14 protein-coding genes and 1 pseudogene are annotated in these 20,942 nt (G+C 69.5%); 5 read left to right on the top strand and 10 right to left on the bottom strand.

The features are described from left to right. Window positions 1-13 precede the first annotated feature (13 nt). Window positions 14-1,189, top strand: a complete 1,176-nt coding sequence (locus AC068D_RS07330) for a hypothetical protein (RefSeq protein ID WP_478821967.1) — start codon at window positions 14-16, stop codon at window positions 1,187-1,189. 33 nt (window positions 1,190-1,222) lie between these two features. Here AC068D_RS07330 and asnB read toward each other — a convergent pair whose 3' ends face one another. Together asnB and AC068D_RS07320 are read right to left on the bottom strand one after the other, a co-directional pair. Further along, complete coding sequence (asnB, locus tag AC068D_RS07325; protein WP_478821966.1) at window positions 1,223-3,118, bottom strand: asparagine synthase (glutamine-hydrolyzing); 1,896 nt, start codon at window positions 3,116-3,118, stop codon at window positions 1,223-1,225. A gap of 11 nt (window positions 3,119-3,129) precedes the next feature. Next, window positions 3,130-5,382: a bi-domain-containing oxidoreductase gene (locus AC068D_RS07320; RefSeq protein ID WP_478821965.1), complete on the bottom strand. Its 2,253-nt coding sequence runs from the start codon at window positions 5,380-5,382 to the stop codon at window positions 3,130-3,132. Between the two features lie 342 nt (window positions 5,383-5,724). Between AC068D_RS07320 and wecB the strand changes: the two genes are divergently transcribed. Continuing rightward, window positions 5,725-7,029, top strand: coding sequence for a non-hydrolyzing UDP-N-acetylglucosamine 2-epimerase (gene wecB / locus AC068D_RS07315; RefSeq protein ID WP_478821964.1), 1,305 nt, complete (start codon window positions 5,725-5,727; stop codon window positions 7,027-7,029). On the opposite strand, the pseudogene wecC reads toward wecB, so the two are convergent. The 5 genes and pseudogenes from wecC to AC068D_RS07290 form a co-directional block, all read right to left on the bottom strand. Continuing rightward, window positions 6,931-8,109: pseudogene (wecC, locus tag AC068D_RS07310) on the bottom strand (UDP-N-acetyl-D-mannosamine dehydrogenase); the annotation flags it as partial. The gene wecB and the pseudogene wecC overlap by 99 nt on opposite strands. 102 nt (window positions 8,110-8,211) lie before the next feature. Next, on the bottom strand, window positions 8,212-9,567 hold the full coding sequence (locus tag AC068D_RS07305) for a lipopolysaccharide biosynthesis protein (RefSeq protein WP_478821963.1): 1,356 nt from the start codon (window positions 9,565-9,567) through the stop codon (window positions 8,212-8,214). A 105-nt stretch (window positions 9,568-9,672) separates the two neighbouring features. Next, window positions 9,673-10,371 (bottom strand): class I SAM-dependent methyltransferase, encoded by a 699-nt coding sequence (locus AC068D_RS07300; RefSeq protein ID WP_478821962.1) that lies wholly within the window; start codon window positions 10,369-10,371, stop codon window positions 9,673-9,675. A gap of 217 nt (window positions 10,372-10,588) precedes the next feature. Then, entirely contained in the window at window positions 10,589-11,464 is an 876-nt protein-coding gene (locus AC068D_RS07295; RefSeq protein ID WP_478821961.1) for a class I SAM-dependent methyltransferase, read from the bottom strand. A gap of 17 nt (window positions 11,465-11,481) precedes the next feature. Continuing rightward, window positions 11,482-12,873, bottom strand: coding sequence for an O-antigen ligase family protein (locus tag AC068D_RS07290; RefSeq protein WP_478821960.1), 1,392 nt, complete (start codon window positions 12,871-12,873; stop codon window positions 11,482-11,484). A gap of 325 nt (window positions 12,874-13,198) precedes the next feature. Here AC068D_RS07290 and AC068D_RS07285 point away from each other — a divergent pair, with 325 nt between their 5' ends. Together AC068D_RS07285 and AC068D_RS07280 are read left to right on the top strand one after the other, a co-directional pair. Beyond that, complete coding sequence (locus tag AC068D_RS07285) at window positions 13,199-14,266, top strand: glycosyltransferase family 4 protein (protein ID WP_478821959.1); 1,068 nt, start codon at window positions 13,199-13,201, stop codon at window positions 14,264-14,266. A 29-nt stretch (window positions 14,267-14,295) separates the two neighbouring features. Then, the gene (locus AC068D_RS07280) at window positions 14,296-15,114 is read left to right on the top strand and encodes a WecB/TagA/CpsF family glycosyltransferase (protein ID WP_478821958.1); all 819 of its coding nucleotides are present in this window, start codon (window positions 14,296-14,298) and stop codon (window positions 15,112-15,114) included. A 77-nt stretch (window positions 15,115-15,191) separates the two neighbouring features. On the opposite strand, the gene AC068D_RS07275 is transcribed toward AC068D_RS07280, so the two are convergent. Both AC068D_RS07275 and AC068D_RS07270 read right to left on the bottom strand, forming a co-directional pair. Further along, complete coding sequence (locus AC068D_RS07275) at window positions 15,192-15,779, bottom strand: arsenate reductase/protein-tyrosine-phosphatase family protein (protein WP_478821957.1); 588 nt, start codon at window positions 15,777-15,779, stop codon at window positions 15,192-15,194. A gap of 222 nt (window positions 15,780-16,001) precedes the next feature. Then, entirely contained in the window at window positions 16,002-17,483 is a 1,482-nt protein-coding gene (locus AC068D_RS07270) for a tyrosine-protein kinase domain-containing protein (RefSeq protein WP_478821956.1), read from the bottom strand. 1,125 nt (window positions 17,484-18,608) lie between these two features. Here AC068D_RS07270 and AC068D_RS07265 point away from each other — a divergent pair. Next, window positions 18,609-19,703 (top strand): hypothetical protein, encoded by a 1,095-nt coding sequence (locus tag AC068D_RS07265; RefSeq protein WP_478821955.1) that lies wholly within the window; start codon window positions 18,609-18,611, stop codon window positions 19,701-19,703. A gap of 196 nt (window positions 19,704-19,899) precedes the next feature. Here the strand turns inward: AC068D_RS07265 and AC068D_RS07260 are convergent, their stop codons facing one another. After that, window positions 19,900-20,697, bottom strand: a complete 798-nt coding sequence (locus AC068D_RS07260) for an alpha/beta fold hydrolase (protein WP_478821954.1) — start codon at window positions 20,695-20,697, stop codon at window positions 19,900-19,902. Between the last annotated feature and the right edge of the window lie 245 nt (window positions 20,698-20,942).

Genomic DNA, 20,942 nt, shown 5'->3' with positions numbered 1-20,942 from the left:
GTGCCCGGAGGGCATGTCTGTGAGTACCCACACCGAACACCCCGCGATCGTCGGCTCCGCCGACCTTCGCAGCGCCGACACCGTGCTGGCCCTCGCCGACCGGCTCTTCCGGTGGGCCGACGCCCGTGGATGGTCCGGCCCGGATCCGTACGACGGACTGACCGGTCCGCTCGGGCGGCTGGCCGTGCACCCTGTGCTCCGGCAGGCCCTGCTGCAAGCGGTCAAACGCAGCCGGGCCGACCTCAGACCGGCTCTCGGTATCCGTCCGCTGCGCACCGCGACCGCGACCGGGACCGCGGCCGGCGCCTGCGCCCGGCTCTCGTCCTCGCCCCTGTGGCACGAGCGCGCCGTGCGCCTGGGCCGGTGGACCGCCGACGAGCAGATGACCGGGCAGTACGCCGGGCTCTGGCGGTACGAGTTCGACGTACAGACCCGGTGGGCGTACTACCCCGCTTCCGTCCCGAACCTGGTGGCGACCACTTTCTGCGCCGACGGATGCCTGGACACCGGGACGCTCGGCACCGAAGCCGCGCAGCTGCTCGGCCATGCGCTGCTGGAACACCTGCACAACGGCGAGTTCTTCACCTATACGCCGACCAGCGGGGTCCTGATCCACAACGCCAATCTCATGGGCGCCTCGCTGGCGGCCCGTCTCGCCGCCACCGGGCTGCTTCCCGCCGGGCTCTCCGGCCGCCTGCGTGACGCCGCCGTACCGGCGGTCGGGCTGAGCCTGCGCGCCCGGCGCCCCGACGGCTCATGGCCGTACGGCCGGGGAACCCGCCTGGACTGGGTGGACGGATTCCACACCGGATACGTGCTGCTGCGTCTGGAGCAGGCGGCCGCGCTGCTCGACCTCGACGTCCGTGACCAGCTCGAACAAGGTGCGCGCTACTACCTGACCCATCTGTTCGACGGTCCCGTGCCCCGGTACTTCGCCGGCGGCCCGCACAGGCCAGACCCCAACAACGACGCCACAGCGGTACGGATGGCGGCATGGGCCGGGGAGCGCGGATTCGCACCTGCCGGTTTCGCGTCCGACGTGCTGTCGGCCGTTGTGGACAGGTACCCCGGTGTCGGCGCGGGCGCCGCTGGTGGCAACCGGCGCACTCCCGCGCTGTGGGCATCGCCCCGGTGGAGTGTCGCACCGCTCGTCGACGCGCTCACCGCTCTGCACACCGCGCTGTCGTGACGCCCTCCGCACGCCCCGCCGGGGCCCGGCCGGTCATGTGAGCACCGATTCCCGGTAGCCGACCAGGGCGTCCTCGGCATGTCCCGGGCCACCGGTGACGTTCCGTTCCCACCAGACCGCCGCACAGAAGAGCCCGAACACGGCAAGGCCGCGGTCGTGCCGTCCCTGGATGTGCTCCTTGACGAAGCGGTCGGCGGTCCTGCGGTCGAAGATGTCGTCGAACACGGCGGAACGACGGACCTCGGGCCAGAGCCGGCCACCGTGCTCGCGCAGCAGCGACCGCACCGGTGCGCCGAAGCCGGTCTTGGGGCGCTGCGCGACGAACTCCGGTACGCCCGCATCGACGGCCGCGGCGCGGAAGCGCGCCTTGCCGTTGCCCAGCCGGAGGTGGGTCTCCGCGACGGTGTCCAGGCAGGTGGCCGCCACCGGCTCACCCAGGAACGGCACACGCAGCTCCACGCTCGCCCGCATCGAGGCACGGTCGCCGTAGAGCAGATTCAGGCCCGGCAGGAACAGCCGCCTGTCGCACTCCACCACGGCCGCGAGCGGGCTGCCGCCCCGGTCGAGCACGGCACCGGCCACGTCCCGGTGCCGTTCGGTCACCGCGTCCAGCCCGACGACCGGTGAGAGCGCACTCCACTCCTGCGCGGAGTAGTAGGCCTGCGTCGCCCACGCCCAGTCCCGGACGCCGAGCTGGAGCAGCCGGCCGAACTTGTCGGCGCGTTCCCGGTAACGCCGGGGACGGGGGACGGCGACAGCGGCGCCCAGGGCGGGCCGTGCCCACGCGGGCAGCCGTTGCAGCAGCAGGACGGCCTGATAGCGCTCGTAGCCGAGGAACAGCTCCTCGACCCCGAGGCCCGACAGCAGCACCGTGGCCCGACCGCGTGCCGCATGGGAGAGCTGCATCAGCGCGATCGCGGCCGGGTCACCGAAGGGAAGCTCCATGGTGGCCACCAGCTCGGGGATCCGCCGCAGTACGTCGACGTCCAGATCGACCCACTGCAGCGGCAGCCCGAGGCGGCGGGCGACACGCTCGGCATACGGTGCGTCGTCCTCGAACGGCTCGGCGGATGACCTCGGACTGTGCCCCGGCCGGGCGGCGAACGCCGGACCGGAGAAGCCGGCCCTGACCAGCTCGACGCCCAGCCAGGTGCTGTCGAGGCCACCGCTGAGCAGCAGGCCGACGGGGACATCGGCGCGCACCTGCCGGGACACCGACGTACGGACCGCGGCACCGATGTCCCGGGTGGGGGATGTCGCACCCGCCCGCCACATCTGCAAGGGCTCGTCGTAGTGCGGGGGATGACGGGCGAGCACGGTCCCGGCGGGGACGGCCTGTACGCGCTGCCAGCCCGTCCGGGGCGGTGGAGTCCACAGGAACATGGCGCCCTGTGCCACCGCGACCGGATCGACACCGCCCAGCATCCCGGACGCCCGCAGCGGTTCCAGCTCGCTCGCCAGCGCCACCAGGCGGCCCGCGGCATCCGCCGCGGCGTACAGGGGCTTGATGCCCAGCCGGTCGCGCCCGAACCACAGCCGCCCGTCGGGCAGGACCAGGACGAACGCGAACATCCCGTCAACCCGGTCGAGCAGCTGCGGTGCGTCCGGCTGCAGCAGAAGCTCGTGGAGGACCTCGGTGTCGCCGCCGGTCTCGAAGCGCACCTGCCGCCGCCGCAGCACCTCGCGCAGCTCGGGCGCGTTGTAGATCTCCCCGTTGTACACGAGCACGCCCCGCTCGGGAGACCCGAAGGGCTGATCGCTCCTCGGGTCCGGATCGATGACGGCCAGACGGCGGAAATGCAGCGCCGTGTGCCAGTCGGGCCCCTGCAGGTTCATATGGCCGCTGGCGTCCGGCCCCCGGTGCACGAGGGCCGCGCACGGATCCCACCGGGGCGCCGAGAGCTCGGCACGCCGGTTGAGCAGGACCACGAAACCGCACATCAGATCGTGACCGGGGAACGGGAAGATCCGTCGGCCGCCTGCTCCTCCGCGCCGGGGCCGGGCAGATACCCGAGGGCCTGCGCCAGGGCCGGTGTGGACGGTGCCACCTCGACGGCACGCCCGAGCGTGATCGAGCGGGCGGCCCGGCATGCGGCGAGAGAACTCCACAGGGCCGAACCGAAGTCGGCGTCACGGACGGTCTCGTTCCTGATCAGGCGGACGAGTGAGCGCATCTCGGTGGCGTGTCCCTTCGGTGCGCCACGGTACTTCGTCGTGGTGGGCCTGCGCCCGGACCAGACGGTCAGCGCGCGGAAGTCGTCGAGCCGCGCGGCAAGACCGTCGGCTGCCACTTCCAGGAACTCCTTGGGCGCACCGGGTGGGGTGAGTCCGCCGTACACGATCGACGCGGTCGACGCGTCCTCGTAGTCGAGGTGGAGCGTGACGCTCTGCGCCGTGACCGGATCCCGGGTGTCCACGGCCGAGGCCCGGACGGCGACCGGCCGGCCGCGTACGAGGAAGCCCGCCGCGTCGATGAAGTGGCACACCTCCCCGAGCAGCCGCCCTCCCTGCCGGGGGCTGAAGTACCAGTGGTCCGCAGGGAGTCTGCCCGCGAAGACGCGGTACGTGAGCTGGAGAGGCACACCCGTGGGAAGCGCCCTCCGCAGGTCCTGCATCGCCGGGGCGAAGCGGCGGTTGAACCCGGCCATCGCCGGGGCGCCGGAGGCCAGCCATGCGGCGGCGACCTCTTCCAGCTCCGCCTCCGTGAGACCCACGGGCTTCTCGCAGTACAGCGCGGTACCGCTGCGCAGGACCTGCGCAGCGTAACGGCCGTGGCTGTCATGGCGGCTGAGGACCATCACACAGTCGGCATCGCCCGAGGCCAGTCCCAGCTCGGCACTCTCCGCGACGGTCCCGAAGCCCCAGCGCCGGCCCTGGTGGGCGGCGGAGAGGCCCCGGGAACTGGCGACCCACGAGAGATCGACGCCGGATTCCCGTTCCAGATGCGGGAAGAGCATCTTCGTCGCGAAGTTCCCCGCGCCGATGGCCGCAACCCGGACCGTGCCCCGGGGGGCGGTCCAGGTGCCGGGGGCGGCCGGCGGCGCCGGCCTCGGCGGAAGCTGCGCGGTACCCGGGTACTGCAGGAGAAGTGCCACGCTGCGCCCGGCGCCGCCCGAGGGCTTGAGCGCTCCGTATGCCTCGGCCGCGTCCTCGATGGGGAACACACGTGGCTGCAGTCCGGCGAAGTCCAGTGCGCCTGCGGCCACGAGACGCAGCACCTCGGAGAGGTTGCGCCGCTCCGTCCAGGGGACGTACCCCTCCGGATACGGCTGACCGTCCTCCTCGAAACGGGAGTCGTACCTGCCGGGTCCGTACGACCGGGCATAACGGATGGACAGTTCCTTGTGGTAGTAGGACGACCTCGGCGGTGCGACATTGACGTCGCCCACGACGACCACCGCCGCACGGTCACGGGCGAGGCGGCCGGCGAACTCGACCGGGTCGGAGCTGGTGGTGGCCGCTGTGATGATGACGGCATCGGCACCGGTGCCGCCCCAGCCGCGGGACAGCACACCGGCAAGGTCGTCCAGACCGCGCGGGTACGCCGTCAGCCGCGCCGACTCCGCGAGCGCGACCATGGCGGGGTCCGGGTCGATCCCCACGCCGTCGTAGCCGTAGGCGCGCAGCAGTTGCAGCGTGATCTGTCCGACCAGGCCGAGGCCGATGACGGCGATCCGCGAACCCGGCACCGCCTCCGTCTGATGGATGCCCTGAAGCGCGATCGCACCCACCGTGGCGAACGCGGCCCACTGGCTGTCCACTCCCTCCGGAACCGGCACCACGAGGTTGCGGGGCACGGCGACGATCTCCGCATGGGAGGCATAGCGGGCCCCGGCCGCCGCGACCTGTATCCCCGGACGGACGTCGTCCACGCCCTCGCCGACCTCGAGCACCACACCCGCGCAGGAGTAGCCGAGCTGCATCGGCCGGTCCAGACGGTCCTGGACCATCCGATAGGTGTCCGCCACTCCCGCCTGCTTCAGGGCGTCGAGAACCTGCTTCACCTGCTCGGGGCGCTCCCGGGCCTTCCCCACCAGGCTCTGCGCACCGGTCGAGACCGTGGCCCGCTCCGTTCCCGCACTGATGAGTGAGTAGTCGTTGCGGACCACCACCATCCCGGGGGCTGCTCCAGGCGCGGGGATCTCTCCGACGGTGATGGATCCTGTGCGGGGGGACAGGAGCACGGTTTTCATCTGGTTCGCCTTTTCAGGAAGTGGGGACGGCACCCACCGCGCACTGTATGAACCGCAATTCGCCCGGCCCCCACGCACGTCCTGGGCGGGGACCCGGATGGACGAACATCTCCATGCGTGAGGGTGAACGCCGGTCACGCCGCGGCAGCCTCTCCGGTCGACGACCGATTCGCTAGTACCTGTGGGCCCGATTTTCGTGCGCCGATGAATTTCGACACCCCGCATTTCCAGCGGCCGGCAGGCATGGCATGAGAAGTGTTCCGGCGCGACGCAGATATCACCAAGAAGCCTGGTCGGTCGTCCTGTTGCATTCGTGGCGCGCGGGCCTGGGAGGAGACTCGGGTGAAGCAGCTGATGGTCGTCTACGGAACCAGGCCCGAGGCCATCAAGGTCGCACCGGTCATCGAAGCCCTGCACAGGTCGGAGCAGTTCGCGCCGACGGTGACGGTCACGGCCCAGCACCGTGGCCTGCTCGACCAGGTGCACGCACTGTTCGGGATCGACCCGGACCACGACCTCGACATTCTCAGTGAGCATCAGACACTCACCGACATCACGGTCCGGGCGCTCGGCCGTCTTTGTCCTCTCCTCGACCGCGAACGTCCCGACGCAGTGCTTGTCCAAGGCGATACCACCACGGCGTTCACCGGAGCATTGGCCTCCTTCTATCACCGAATTCCGGTGATTCACCTGGAGGCGGGATTGCGTACCGACAACAGGGATTCGCCCTTTCCGGAGGAAATCAATCGCCGACTGGTGAGTCAGCTGGCGACGATCCATCTGGCACCGACGCCGAGTGCGCGGGAGAATCTGCTGCGGGACGGCATCGACAGTTCTTCCGTCGTGGTCACGGGGAACACGGTGATCGATGCTCTGCACTGGGCGGTTGAGCGGAAGGCGGACTACGGGGACCCGGCGCTGGCCGATCTCGACGACAGCCCGCGCAGGGTCCTGCTCGTGACCGCTCACCGTCGCGAGTCGTGGGACAGCGGTATGGAGTCCATCGGCGGGGCACTGGCCGATCTGGCGCGGACCGAACCCGAGCTCCTCATCGTGCTTCCGCTGCACCCCAACCCCGTCGTGCGGGCCGCGATTCTGCCGCAGGTGCGCGGGATCGCCACCATCCGGGTGACGGAACCGCTCGGGTACGCGGGCTTCGCCAGGCTGCTGGACCGGGCACACATCATCCTGACCGACAGCGGAGGCATCCAGGAGGAGGGGCCCAGCCTGGGCAAACCCGTGCTGGTCATGAGGGATACGACGGAGCGCCCGGAGGCGATCCGGGCCGGCACCGCCCGGCTGGTGGGGACGGGCCGGGACCACATCGTGAAGCAGGTGCGACGGCTGTTGCACGACCGGGAGGCGTACGCCTCGATGGCGAATGCGGTCAACCCGTACGGCGACGGTCGGGCCGCCGACCGTGCCGTACGGGCGATCGGTCACTGGATGGGGCTGTGCGGGAGGCCGGAGGAGTTCGTCGCGGCCTCAGCGCCAGAATCCACGGGTGTCGAAGACGGCCTTGCCGCGGAGCGCGGTCGGTTTGACGCCCCGGAAGGTGTCGTGGTCCACGAGCAGGACGACGACGTCCGCGTCCCGCACGGCCGTGGCGACGTCCACGAGCTCCACCCGACCCGACTCGGCCAGTGACACGGGCAGCTCGGTGATGTGCGGTTCCACCACCAGCAGGCGGCCGACCCGCTGCTGAGCCAGTTCGTCGACGATGTGCAGGGCGGGACTCTCCCTCAGATCGTCGATGTTGGCCTTGAAGGTCAGTCCCAGACAGGCGATCACAGGGTCCCTGAACCGGCCTGCGGTCCGGGTGACCTCGTTGATCACATGAGCGGGTTTGGCGTCGTTGACCTCACGGGCGAGACGGATGAGACGGGCCTGCTGAGGCGCCGAACCCACGATGAACCAGGGATCGACCGCGATGCAGTGACCGCCGACTCCGGGGCCGGGCCGCAGGATGCCGACGCGAGGGTGGCGGTTGGCGAGCGCGATGACCTCGGCCCCGTCGATACCGAGGTGGTCGCACACCATCGACAGCTCGTTGGCGAAGGCGATGTTCACGTCCCGGAATGCGTTCTCGCTGAGTTTGGCCATCTCCGCCGTGGTGGCATCGGTGAGCAGGCACTCGCCCTTGGTGAACAGCTCGTACAGGCTGCGTGCCCGCTCCGCGCAGGCCCCGGCCACGCCACCGACGACCCGGTCGTTCGTCACGATCTCGATCATCGTCCGGCCCGGCAGGACACGCTCCGGGCAGTGCGCGACCCGTACGTCCGCCGCATCCCCCGCATCGTGCGGGAACGACAGGTCGGGACGGTGCTTGGCCAGCCACCGCGACAGCTCCACCGTCGTGCCGGGCGGTGATGTCGACTCCAGGATCACCAGGTCGCCCGCCTTCAGTACGCCGGCCACCGACGCCGCGGCGTCGCGTACGCAGGACAGGTCCGCCGTGCGGTCCTCCTGCAGGGGAGTGGGGACGGCGATGATGAAGGCGTCCGCCGGTTCGGGTACGCAGGTTGCACGCAACCGGCCCATGGCCACGGCCCCGTTGACCGCCACGGCGAGGTCGGGCTCGACGAAGGGGACGCGACCCGCGTTGATCAGGCCGACGGTGGACTGGTTGACGTCGACACCGATGACATCGATGCCATGGGTGGCGAGCGCGGCTGCCGTGGGAAGCCCGATATAGCCGAGCCCGACTACGCAGACAGTGGAGAACACCTGGAATTCCTTTGTGAACGCGGCCTATCGCGGACCGGTGGATGTGGGTCGTGCGGGGAACAGTGCGGACAACGGTGTGTGAGAGGCGGACCGCCCGTCCTGCTATCGGTCGGCTGCCTTGTCGGCAGCGGCTTCGGCTCGACGCCCGCCGTCGCCGCCCCGCAGCCGGGAAGGCAGGAACGGCAGGAACGGCAGGAACGGCAGGAACGGCAGGACTGCGGGGCGGGGGAGGAGATCCGTCCGGTAGACGAGCGCGACCCAGACCGTGTACGTGGTGTAGCCGATCGCGCAGGCACATGCCGCCGCCACGACTCCCCTGTCACCGAGGACGAACATGACGGCGAACTCGATCGCCGCCGAGGCCAGCGCGATCATGGTGAGGGTCGGACGCTTCGCTGGATCACGCAGTTCGACCCCCTGCACCAATCGCCCGATGGCGAAGATTCCGCAGGCCGGCACCAGGACGAGAGCGGCCGACTGTCCCGCGCGGTATTCCTCGCCGTACAGCGCCGGAATGGCGTAGTAGACCAGGGGAGTCAGGGCGGCGACGGCGATCGCCAGGACGACCACGATCTTCCTGAGAGCCACCGGGCGGTCCGGCCGGCCTCTGGAGAGCAACGGGCACAGGGCCGACGGAAGATAGCCGGCGACCTCCGCGGCGTTGGCCGTGACGGCGTAGACACCCAGGGTGGCGTCGGCCCCCAGTGTGGAGAGGGCCATCTGGTCGGCCCGCATCATCGCATACGTGGATCCGTTCAGAAGATGGAGATTGAGGTTTCCGGCATCCCAGACCCGGGTCACATCACGCCGCCAGTGCTTGCCGCGGCACCGCACCGAACCCGTCGGGCCGTCAAGGGCTGCGCCTCTGCACAGCACGAGGAAGGCGGAGTTCAGTACGGCCTGCGAAAGGAAGGAAAGAGCCGCGAGTTCGACCGCCGAGGTGAGCCCGAGGACGACGAAGAGCAGACATCCGGGAATCGGGCCGCCGTTGGCCACGGTCCGGACCATGATCAGGAGCCGGAGCCTGCCGGTGTACAGCAGGACTCCCGTGACGAGTCTGGCCACCAGCGCCGCATAGATCGCCGCTGCGACGCCCGCTCCGACCAGCCACGAGGGCCGCAGCCACGCCACGGCGAGGTCCCCCGCCAGGGCCACCAGGGCGCCTGCCGACACGGAGACGACGAGAATCCACCCGAAGTAGCCCGACAGGAAGGATCTGCCGGAGTCCTCCGTCTCCGTCAGCCCCCGCAGGACTCCCACCTCGCCGCCCATCTCGAGGACCACGACGGCCAGCGTCGCGAAGACCGCGACCGTGGCGTAGTGCCCCCGTTCGACGGGTGCCAGGAGCCGCGCAGTGAGAAGCGAACCCACGAGGGCCGAGACGGCGCCGCCCATCACACCGAGAAAGGCCTGGGAAGCATCACGACGCAGCACGTCGGACAGCGGTGCCCGGGGCACGGCTCCTCCGTTCTTCCATGCCGTCGTGCGGTCTCCAGCGGGAGAACGCGGCGGTCCGGCACCCGTCGTCCGGGGCACGACGGGCCCGCACGGCGGCGGGACCTCTCAAGCGTCGGTCTTGCAGACCAGGACCAGCCCCTCGGAGAACGCGGGCCGGAGCCGGGACGCGATCCGTGAGACCGAGTCGTAGCAGCGGGCCCGGGCGTCCTTTCCGGAATTGACGTGATAGAAGAACCAGCGACTCGGGCGCAGCCCGCAGTCCGACACCAGACGGGACAGCGCCGCAGGCGTGAAGACATAGACGTGGTCCGGGTGGATGATTTCCCGGCCGGCCAGCGTGTTGATCAGGTTCTTGGCGGCGAGACCGTTCGGCGTCGAGAGGATCAGCTCGGTCTCGTTGTCCGTCTCCCGCATCAGAGCGGCAATTCCACGCAGGAACGAAGCCGCGTCCCGAGCGTGTTCGATGACATCACCGGCCAGTACGATCTCCGGCTTGAACCTGACCAGATCGGCTCTGTCACTGTCGTCGGCGATATCGAGTACCGAGTATTCGCCGCCCAGACGATCGCGCAGCAGCTCGACGGCCGAAGGATCGATGTCGACGCCGTGGACCTCATGGGCCTTCTTCAGGAGTTTGGCGTGGAGAAGGGAGCCGTTGGCGAGCTTCTCCGCACTCAACGGCGAGTCGGCGCAGCCGACATGAAGTACCCGCCGGTCGGCGCAGAGGTCGAGCAGCAGGGCGTCCCGGTCTCTCATCACCGGTCCACTGGCGAGATCCTGGGTGAAGAATCCGGACTTCGTCATTTTCTCTCTCCTCTGACCGGCCGATGTTTCGTCAGGCTAACTCTGAGCTCCGGGCCTTTGACGCTGACACACCATTGGTGCGCGGGGAATTGATGGCCGGCGGCGGGGGACTGCTTCACCTGAAAAGTGAAAGTGCGTCACCGGTCGTACGCGGTTGTGGCAAGGATTCCATGTGCGCGGAATTCAGGTCCGCCCGCTGATCAAAGCGGGCCGGCGGTCACGAGCGACGTGTCGCCGGCCGCATCCGTACCCAAAGGTGCCACCCCAGTGCTTTCTCGCCCGGAAGGCTGTGGACGGGAATCGGCGGGGCGTGCATGAACCGCTTCTCACTGCTGGTGACGACGAAGTCCGGGAAGTCGCGCCGCACGCGCCGGAGGTCGTAGACCCGGGAGTACGGATTGTCCGGGCCGTCGGTGTTGTGATGGACGAACCGGCTCATCCGCAGGTACCGGGCCGGGCCGAATCGGCGTGCATTGGCCAGATGGCGGCCCAGCAGCCCCTGGGATTCCCCGATCAGCCCCAGCCCTGCCAGCGGATAGGCCGCAAGGAGCGCGGCGCGGCGCACCAGACCCATCGCCAGCATGTAGTTGAGGGACCAGCGTGCATACAGCATGACGGCCAGTTCGCCGCCGGGGGCCAGAACGCGATGGATCTCCTTCTGCGCCTGGAGGACCTCGGGCACATGGTGCAGCACACCGTGGCTGAAAACGAGGTCGAACGAGGCTGCGGGGAAGGGAAGGTCGAGCACGCTCGCCCGGTGCAGCCCCTCGAAGGGCAGCTGCCGCAGAGTGAGCCGGGTTCTGGTGCGTTCGACGGCCACCTCGGTCAGGTCGACCCCTGTCCAGCGCGCTCCCCGACGGATCAGCTGCTCGGCCTCGGCCCCCTGGCCCAGGCCGATCTCCAGTACGCGCCGGCCGGCGAGGGGCAGACGGTCCAAGCAGCGTGGAATATGGGGTTCCAGACGGTACTTGGCCTCGTCGTACTGGGAGAAGAACGCCTCGTAGTCGGGTGCGCGATCTCCGGCCGGACCGCCGAAGAGGTTGTCACCGCACGGATGGGCGGACCAGAACTCCTGAATGTCGGATTCCCGCACGTGCTCTCCTGAACAGATCACTTGCTGCTGGTGTGTACCGGTGAATGACGGAGTATCGGCTCGAGAGCGGCCGTGCGTTCCTTCGGCGGTGCGGCGACGCACGGCGGGAGCGACGGTCCGGTCTCGTTGTGCGTCTCCTCCGTGCGCGGGACTCCGACCAGGGCGAAGGCACAGGCCAGGACGAGCCACGAGGGCAGGCCGATGTAGGTGGTCTCGAAGGCGACGTTGGTGAAGGACGTGAAACAGAGGCCCACGGTCGCCCCGAACCACGCCGCACCGACGAGATGTGCGCGTGCTCGCCACGTCCGCCACAGTGTGGCCACCACGAGCGAGGCGAACGCGATGCCCGCGGGCCATCCGAGGTAGTAGACGTATCCGACGAAGGAGTTGTGCGGACCGGACTCGGCCTTGTTCAGCGTCCGGCCGTCGAACACCACGTCGATCGGCCGCCCCGCACCAGCGCCGAGAAGAGGTTGCTGCTGTGCGACGTCGAGCGCTTCGCGCCACATCATGAAGCGCAGTTCGACGTTGTTGGAGGCTTCGCCGTCGGGATTCTCGGCGCTGGACTCCAGCCGGTCGGCCAGACCGCCGATGACCGGCAGGGAGGAGGGTCCCTGCCCGGCCGCGGAGAGCCCGAGGACCGCGAACACTCCCACGGTGACGCAGGTCAGGGTCAGAACCGGCCACTGCGACGCGATCCGCTGACGGCTCGACCGGCCGGCCAGCGCGGTCGCGGCGATGGCCGCGAGCACCGCGAGCAGCGGCCCCCGCTTGCTCGCGGCCGCAGTGAGCGCGGCGGCGCCGGCCAGCGTCCACAGGAGCAGCCGGCTGTCTCCCGTCTTGCGCAGGATCATGCCGAAGGCACCCGCGATCGCGAGGTACAGACCCATCGCCGCGGGAGTGATGGGTTCGCCGAGGGCCACGATCAGAAGCACACCGAGGGTCGGTACGAAGAGGACCCATCGCCATCTGAGGATTTCCTCGGCCGGCCGAGTGAGCAACCAGGTGGCCGCGAGCCATCCGAGCACCGGATAGATTCCGAGAATGCATCCCTTGACGGCGCCCGGGTAACCGGCTGCGATTCCGCGAACCACTGCCTGGGCGGCAGCAACGGCAAGCAGAATGGCCACCAGTCGAAATCCGCGCAGCCGCGGCTCCGAGAAGACGCGCGGAATCCATGCGGGAGCCGAGGCGAGCAGCGCCAGCCACGTAAATGCATCGAGAAGGTAGACGGGCTCGATGCCGACCGTCGCATAGATTCTGCCGAGCAGGAAGAGCGGAACCAGACTGGCCGCCCACAGATACCAGACGGCCCTGCGACTGCGTACTGCGAGGAGAAGGAGGATCCCGGCACACGCCGCAAGAGAGACGAGCAGGAGCAGTATCGAAATCCCGTCGAGTGGGATCACGGGGCCTCCTTCGGTCAACCCGCACTGTCCTACCACGCAGAGAGCGCAGCCCCGGAGGACCGCCACCGCGAGTCCTCACCCGATTCAGTCCTGCATATTGTGTGAGTAACGTGATCGCGCCGATTCAACGTGTCGTACTGGCCTTGATGATGAGTGGGTGATGTCATTGAGGAATATGACTGGCGCATAGATGCCCTGCCGGAAAGGCGGGCGGGCGAGCAGCGGCGCCGGGTCGTACCGATGGAGCTGCTGCCGTGGTACCCCCATCATGCCGAAGCACGGGAGAAGGGCAGTGTTCCCCATCCGCAGGAGGCGTCTCTCGCAGATGTCACGGCCGACGGTCCTCGTCTTCCGGCACAGCACAGGGCTCGGGGGAATGGGGCGGGCCGCCGACTTCTTCACACCGATTCTGGAGTCGTACTGCCAGGTCGTGGATGTCATTTCACTGTCTGCGAACCGCTCCGGGTCCATGAAGTTCAAGGCCGCCTGGCCGGCAAGGGCGTCCGCTGCGATCGCGGTGATTCTGCGCTGTGTCCACATCCTGTCCGCGAGATCGCCCATAGCCGTCTATCTGCCGATTTCCCAGTGGGGGCTGCCACTTCTTCGTGACACGCTCATCATCACCCTCGCCAGAATGTTCAACTGCGCCACCGTGGTCCATCTGCACGGCTCCCAGTTGCCCACGCGGGTGGCGTCGAGCCGGGCCTTGCGGAAAACGCTCGACGGGAGCCACTGGATCGTTCTGAGTGACGCCGTCGCGGCTGCCGTTGAAGCAGCGGGATGCCGTCCTGCCTCGGTGCGTGTGATCAGAAATCCCGCACCTGAGAGTTCCGCGCCCCGCAATGTGACGAGCGCACCGCCCGACTCCGACGGGCCACTGCGCGTGGGCTGGATCGGAACGATGCACTCGATAAAGGGATTTGACATCCTGTGCGACTCGGTCGCCCGGCTGAAGAGCGCGGGAGCCCCGGTCAGCTTCTCCGTCGCGGGACTGCGCAGCGATGTTCCCAGCAGCCGTATGGCGTGTGTGGACGACGACCTCGGTGTGCTCGAGCCGGCGGATGTTCTCTCGTTCTGGTCCAGGACCGACGTCTTCGTCCTTCCGGCTCGCTGGGCCGAGGGCCTTCCTTTCGTCCTGCTCGAAGGTCTGCAGGCGGGCTGCGCCGTGGCGGCGACATGGTCCCCGGGGAGCGCCGAACTCTTCAGCCGGGGCTGTGTGGAGCGGATCGACAGCAACGTCGACTCGGTCACCCGATTCCTTCGCGCATGCATGACCGACATCGAGGGCGTCAGACGACGCCAGCAGAAGGTGTGGAAGGAACTGCGGCCGCTCTACGAGCCGGACCGGATCAAGTCGTCCTTCACCGAGTTCTGGCAGGACGCGAGCATGTGAACGGTGTCCCAGAAGGAACGGAGGCGGATGTGCGTACACCTGGACTGCTGGACGAGGAGCCGGCCGAGGGCTTGCCGGCCGGCCCGGTGGGGCCGGGCCGGCCGGTGATGGTGTGCGGTCTCCCTGTGCACCCGCTCACGCTGGAGGCCTCGGTGGCAGCCGCAGAAGCGCTGATCGAGGACGGCGGTCCGCACCAGCACGTCGTACTGAACGCGGCGAAAGTCGTCCAGGCGCACGATGATCCCGGACTCGCGCGGATCATCCGCTCGTGTTCGCTCGTCAACGCCGACGGTCAGTCCGTGGTCTGGGCCGGCCGCCTCCTCGGCAGGCCGCTGCCGGAACGGGTGACCGGAATCGACTTCATGCTCGCGCTGTGGCGTGTGGCCGCGCGCAAGGGGTACCGCGTCTATCTGCTCGGCGCCGAGCGGACCGTGGTGGAGGAGACCGCTCGCATCGCCGTCGCCCAGGGCGTCGACGTCGTCGGCCGGCGAGACGGGTACTGGGACGAGTCCCAGGAGCACGAGGTGGTGTCCGCCGTCCGTGAGGCGGAACCGGACATCCTGTTCGTCGCGGTCCCGACCCCGCGCAAGGAGCGCTTCCTCTCGCGCCACCAGACCGCCCTCGGATGTCCGCTGGTGGTCGGGGTCGGGGGATCCTTCGACGTGGTCGCCGGGCTCCGCACCAGGGCACCGGCCTGGATGCGCAGGACGGGCCTGGAGTGGTGCCACCGGCTGCTCCAGGAACCACGCCGGATGTTCATGCGCTACGCGGTGGGCAACACGCGATTCGTCCTCCTCGTGCTGGCCTACTGGGCTCGCCGGATCGGCCGCCGCAGGCCGAGGACATAGCCTCATCGTTGCACCGGGCTCATCTGCCCGGTCATGGCAGCCCCCTGGCCAGGGCGCGCCGGCTCCTGGAGCTCCGGTCAGCGATCTGCCGTGCCTCCCGCGCATTTCGGCCGGGACACCAGGAGCGCGGCCAGGACACCGACTGCGGAGTCGATCTCGTGCGCGCAGTCGAGGAGTACCTCGTACGGGCTCCCCCAGGGGTCGGCGATCTCGTCCGCCGCACGGGGAACGGGCTGCAGAGTGCCACGTACGGCGGCGGCGCGGGCGATGAGTTCCGCGGGGGTGCGGACGTCCTCCGTCGTCCCCTTCGCCAGCCGCAGGAACTCCCTGAGCGTGAAGGTGCGCCGCAGGGCAGGCGGGCACATGCGTACCGCCTCGTCACGGTGCATGCGCTCGAGACCCAGTACCAGATCCGCCCCCGCCACAAGGGCCTCGGTCAGCGGGGCGGACGCGAAGTCGGCGCCGTCCCCGCCCAGTTCCTCCAGCGCGCCGCGGGTCGCGGGATCCATGCCGGCGAAGTGCTGGGCCCGGGTGCCGGCGCTGGAGACCCGGGCCTGAGGCAGTCTGGCGGCCAGCAACCGTTCGGCAAGCGCCGAGCGATGCACGTTGCCCGTGCAGACGAAGAGCACGTGCAGGTCTTGGGGGCGCTCGGTGTCGCAGGCCATGGGTGTGTCTCCTCATCCGTACGCCCGCTCCGTGCGCTCGCGCAGTCCTACCTCCCCGCAGCCCGGCTCCCCTGCGGTCGGACCGCGCCCCAGGAGGGGGCGGAACGGGCCGGCCGGGTGCGGGCCGGGCCGAGGGACTCGGCGGCTCCGGAGGCTGACGGTGGCATCTGTGCCGACGCAGGCGCAGGGCGGCAGAACCGCCCTCGCCCGTGACGCATGTGATCAGGCATCGCTCCGTGCGGGCGCCGACGACGAGCGGCGCTTGGAGTACTTCCCCGACTGGCGCTGCGCCGCTGCACGCGGGCGCGGGGCCGTCATGGGCTGCTCCGCCGCCGAGGGATCGCCGTAACCGTAACCGTACGCGGACAGATAGCTGCTGCCCCTCCGCTTCGCGACCGGCGCCATGCTGAGGACGGCACCCAAGGTGCGTGCGCCCACCGCACGCAGCGAATCCGCCGCGGCGACGGTCCGGTCCCGTGGGGTCTTCGCGGCCTGTGCGACGAGGATCGCGCCCTCGGCCAGCGGAGCCAGACCCACGGTGTCCGCGACGGGGAGCAGCGGTGCGGTGTCCACGATCACGGCCTCGTAGCGGCCGGCGAGTTCGTCGAGGATCTCGACCATCCGGCCGGATGCCAGGAGTTCGGCGGGGTTCGGCGGGATCGGTCCACTGGTGAGAACCGCGAGCCGCCCGGTCTGCTGCATCACCTCCTCGACGTCCGCCTGATTGATGAGGACGCTGGTCAGGCCGGCGTCCTGGATCAGCCCGAACGCATCGGCGACACGTGGACGGCGCAGGTCGGCATCGACGAGACAGGTGGAGGTGCCGGAATCGGCGAGGGAGAGGGCCAGGCCGACCGCAGTGCTGGTCTTTCCCTCACCGGGGAGCGCGCTGGTCACGACCACGACGTAGGGCCGCTTGCCGATCTGGGTGAACTTCAGATTCGTCCGCAGATGACGGAAGGCCTCGGCCCGCGGGGTGTGGCCGAGTGCACCGGTGGCGGGCGGCTGGCTGGCCGTCTTCTTGTCGAACGGGATGGCGCCGAGCACCGGCAGGGCGGTGTGTTCCGCAAGGGCGTCGGTCGTCTTGAGGGTGGTGTCGAGTGTCTCGCGCAGTACGGCGATGGCGGTGCCCGTGAGCAGCCCGGCCAGCAGACCCATCGCGAGGTTCAGCAAGGGGCGCGGGCTGACCGGAGCCGAGGGGGCGGCAGCCGTCTCCGTGACCCCGAGCTTCACCGGGGACCTGGTCTGCGAGGTGCGTCCTTTCGGAGTCTCCAGACGCTCGACGACGGCGCTGAAACGCTGCGCCACGGCATTGGCGATCTTTGCCGCCCGGTGGGGCTTGGTGTCGCTCACGGTGACGTTGACCAGCACCGTGTTGATGGGGGCCTCGGCGGTGATGCGCTCGGCCAGCTGCTCCGGCGTGGTGCGCAGGTTCAGCGAATCGATGACGTGCTGGGTGACCTGACGACTGGTCACGATCGCGGCGTACGACTGGACCCTGGCCTGCGAGAAGGCGTTGCCCTGCTGGAGTTGATTGATGTCGTTCCCGCCCGACTGGGCCGAGACGAAGAGCTGGGTGCGCGCCTGGTAGACCGGGGTGGCCAGAGCGGTGGCAGCCCAGCCGGCGCAGACGCCGACCAGGGTGCAGACGACGACAGCGGGCCAGCTGCGGACCAGCGCTCTCAGGATGCTGCGGAGTTCCACAAGCGGTGCACCTCGTTGCGTGAGTTCGGATCCGGGCTCGACCAGGTTAGACAGGTATGAGGCATTTATTACGCAAGGTCGGATCACCCACGCCACGGCGTCCCCGTGACGACCGCCCACCGTGGTCCCTGGAAGCCCGCGTTCTCCGTCCGGACTCGGACAGCCCCGCCGGCTCCACTCCCGACCCGTCGGCGAGGGCCGGGATCCCGACAACGGCCGGTGCGGGGGGCCTGGACGACAGGTCGTCCCTTCGCCCCGACGCCCGTTCAGCCCGGACGACGCGGTCACAGGACGGTCGAGCGGTGTTCAACGCTTCACCGTCCTCCCCTCCGTGTCCAAGGCGCAAGGTCCTGGGCGGCGCAGGGGCGTGCGCAGCCGGGTAAGCGCCGCTGCGGCGGCGCCGGAGGACCCTGTTCGCACCGCACCGCACCGGGCCCGCCACCCGCGCACCGGTCCGCGGCGGTGCTCGCGCAGCCGTGAGCCGGTGCGCGACACGCGCTCGCCGGCCGTACCCATGTCATGCCCCATCACACAAGCGGGCTTTCACGACGAATCGTGAGGGCCACACGGGTGTCAGCACTGCGCCGTCCTGCGGAGCACTGTGGCGAGCCTGTTTGGCCGGAGGCGTCGACGTCTATTGATCACGTTGCTCGACGCCGGGGCGACGCCCTTGTGTCGGGCGATGTCCTTGCTCCGGCGGGTCCCGGCCGATCGTCGCCCGAATCGGCCGGTCGACGGTGGCAGGGAGCAGGCGGCAGCGCCGATTGAGGCAAGGGAGTGATCAGCGCGATGTTGGTAGAGGTCGGGCACACGGCGAAACGTTTCGCCTGCGCCGCTGTGCACCCACCGAGTGCGCGAACACGGTCCTGGCCGGTATGGCGTGATGCTCAGAAGACCGGTGGAAGGTGCCGCCGGGCACGGCCCGGGGCCGCTGAGGCCGGGACCGCTTCGAGCGCGGCGCGATCGTCGGCGCGATTCGGCTGCATAGGCGGCCATAGAGCCACGGTCTGAACATCACCGGTCCACAGCCCCAGCCTCCCCGGCAGCGGGCATACGCCTCGTCCCACTCCGATGCCAACGAAGATCACCGCTCATCGAGCGCCCTCCGAAGGAGCCACGAACACGATGCCCAGACGCTCTAGATGGCGTGTCGCCATGGTTGCCACCGCCGCCGCAAGCCTGATCGCCGCTGGTCCGCTGATCGCAGCCGAGCCGGCGTTCGCGCAGTACCCACCCGCCCTCAATCTGCAGATCGACGACAACACCGTCGGCCCCGGCGATGTCATCAACTTCATCGCGACCGGCTTCAACGGGACGGAGCAGGTCACCTCCCGGCTCGCCCCCGTGGGCGGTGCGGCTGGTGCCGCGGGGGCATTGGCCTCCACGGTCTCGCTCAGGACGGGACCAGTCTTCACACGGCCCAGTACCTCGCCCGCATGGAGCGATGCCTCCGACCGGAGGGACGACAGCGGGGACGAGGACGGGAACGGTAGCGATAACGGGGACGAGGACGGTTACGAGGACGGGAACGGGGACGGTGACGAGGGCGGGGACAGGCCCCTCGTGCCGCTCGACACCCATGTCGCCGACACCAACGGCACGGTGACGGACAGTGTCCGAATTCCCGAGCGTGTGCGTTCCGGGCAGTACGACTTCCAGCTCGTCCGTGTGACCGGCGAGATTGTTGCCGCGCGCATCACCGTCGACGGTGACGGTGACGGTGACGGTGACGGTGACGGTGACCATGGGCGTCCCGGTGACGGTGACGGCGATCATGGGCGTCCCGGTGACGGCGACGGCGACCATGGGCGTCCCGGCCATGGCGGCGATGGTGACCATGGGCGTCCGGGCCGTGGTGACGATGGTGACCATGGGCGTCCGGGCCGTGGTGACGATGGTGACCATGGGCGTTCCGATCACGGTGATGGCGGTGACCATGGGCGTTCCGATCACGGTGATGGCGGTGACCATGGGCGTTCCGATCACGGTGATGGCGGTGACCGCGGGCGTTCCGATCACGGTGACGGCGGCGGACACGACCGCAACTCCGGCGGCGACCGCGGATCCTCCGGTGATGACGACGGAGGCCGCGAGCTCGCGAAGTCCGGTTCCTCGGATGCGCCCGTCGTGCTGCTCGCGACTGCAGGCGGTCTGCTGCTCCTCGGCAGCGGTTCGCTGGTGATCGCCAGGCGCCGGCGTGCCGGCAGCAAGAGGGTCTGAGAAACGGGCGGGACCATGAGGGGACCCCGCTGAGCAGCGGCACATCTCCATCTGCCAGGCGTCCTCGGGCGCCTGGCAGATGCGGTTGTCCGTTCGCCCTTCCGCCGGCCGCCCGACAGGCTCGCCTGCGCCCCCTCGGCATCCCTTCGGCGTCGGCCGGTGGGGGACCGCCATCCCCCGCGTGGCCTTCCGGCGTCTACGCGTCCATGGGGAACGAGGGCCCGTCGGCGAGGAACCGGGGGAGCAGTGCACTGAGCACATCGGGGGGCAGCACATGTCTGGCGCCGGGTATCGTCTCGACCCGCGCGATGTCCTCGGGCAGGAGCGCCCGGGCGCGCCGCTCCGCGCGACGCGCGTCATGAACCGTGCTCAGCTCGGCCAGGAGGACGAGCGTGGGGACGGCCGGCGAGCGCAGCAGTTCGTCGTCGATCTTCTGCGGATGAGGTGTTCCCGGCCGGAAGTGACGCATCGCAGCGAGCATGAGATCCATCTCGCGTTCCGAGGCGTCCCTCCCGCTCGCGGGCGCCACGGGGTCGCCCGTACCGGCCGAGCCGATCGGACCCGTGAGTTTGCCGAGGAATCGCCGTCGTCGCCCGTCGTTGTGCAGTCCGAGGCCGTCCAGCACCTCGTCCAGCCAGGTGGACAATGCGTCGGGGCCGGGCAGGGGAGCAGTCTGGACGCTGCGACCGGCGTCACCGATGGTGTCGATGGCGTAGACGGGTCTGTCCGCGCCGAATGCGGCGACGCTCTGCGACCACATGGCCGACGTCGAGTTCGCCCCGTGCAGCAGAACGAGCGGAACTCCGTCGGCTGCGCCGTTGTACACATGGACATGGGTGGTGCCGAAGCGGGTGCTGATCTCACGGCTGCCGCGGGGCCCGGGCCACAGCTCCATGGCCCGGTCGTACACCGCGAGGAACCGGTCCCGTTCCTCTTCGGTCGTGAACCTTCCGACCCTGTCGCTCTTCGATCCGTTCTCCGTGCCACCGTTCATGCGATCGCCCCCACCAGTCACGCGCCGGTACTCCGGGCGATCTTCGCAGAACGCCGTTCGCGCATCGGAGCCGGGTGGCCAAGTCCCTTTCCATCCCGGGTGGTTGCACCCACCAGTGGCCATTCACAAGCCTTCCGGGTACGCCGGGTGAGCGGCGCGGGCCCCGGTGCGACACCGTGAATTCACCCGTGGTGTGTGCAGGGTCCGTCTGGTGATGGGGTCAGGGTTGCCCTGATCGGCGGTAA

The organism is Streptomyces sp. NPDC043861, from assembly GCF_056435905.1.
This window is presented reverse-complemented; position numbering and strand designations above follow the sequence as displayed.

Excerpts from the sequence above, each read along its gene's own strand:
- AC068D_RS07265 (WP_478821955.1), top strand. The coding sequence starts at position 18,609 with ATGCCCAGACGCTCTAGATGGCGTGTCGCCATGGTTGCCACCGCCGCC.
- AC068D_RS07330 (WP_478821967.1), top strand. The coding sequence starts at position 14 with ATGTCTGTGAGTACCCACACCGAACACCCCGCGATCGTCGGCTCCGCC.
- AC068D_RS07300 (WP_478821962.1), bottom strand. The coding sequence starts at position 10,371 with ATGACGAAGTCCGGATTCTTCACCCAGGATCTCGCCAGTGGACCGGTG.
- AC068D_RS07320 (WP_478821965.1), bottom strand. The coding sequence starts at position 5,382 with ATGAAAACCGTGCTCCTGTCCCCCCGCACAGGATCCATCACCGTCGGA.
- AC068D_RS07275 (WP_478821957.1), bottom strand. The coding sequence starts at position 15,779 with ATGGCCTGCGACACCGAGCGCCCCCAAGACCTGCACGTGCTCTTCGTC.
- AC068D_RS07285 (WP_478821959.1), top strand. The coding sequence starts at position 13,199 with ATGTCACGGCCGACGGTCCTCGTCTTCCGGCACAGCACAGGGCTCGGG.
- AC068D_RS07260 (WP_478821954.1), bottom strand. The coding sequence starts at position 20,697 with ATGAACGGTGGCACGGAGAACGGATCGAAGAGCGACAGGGTCGGAAGG.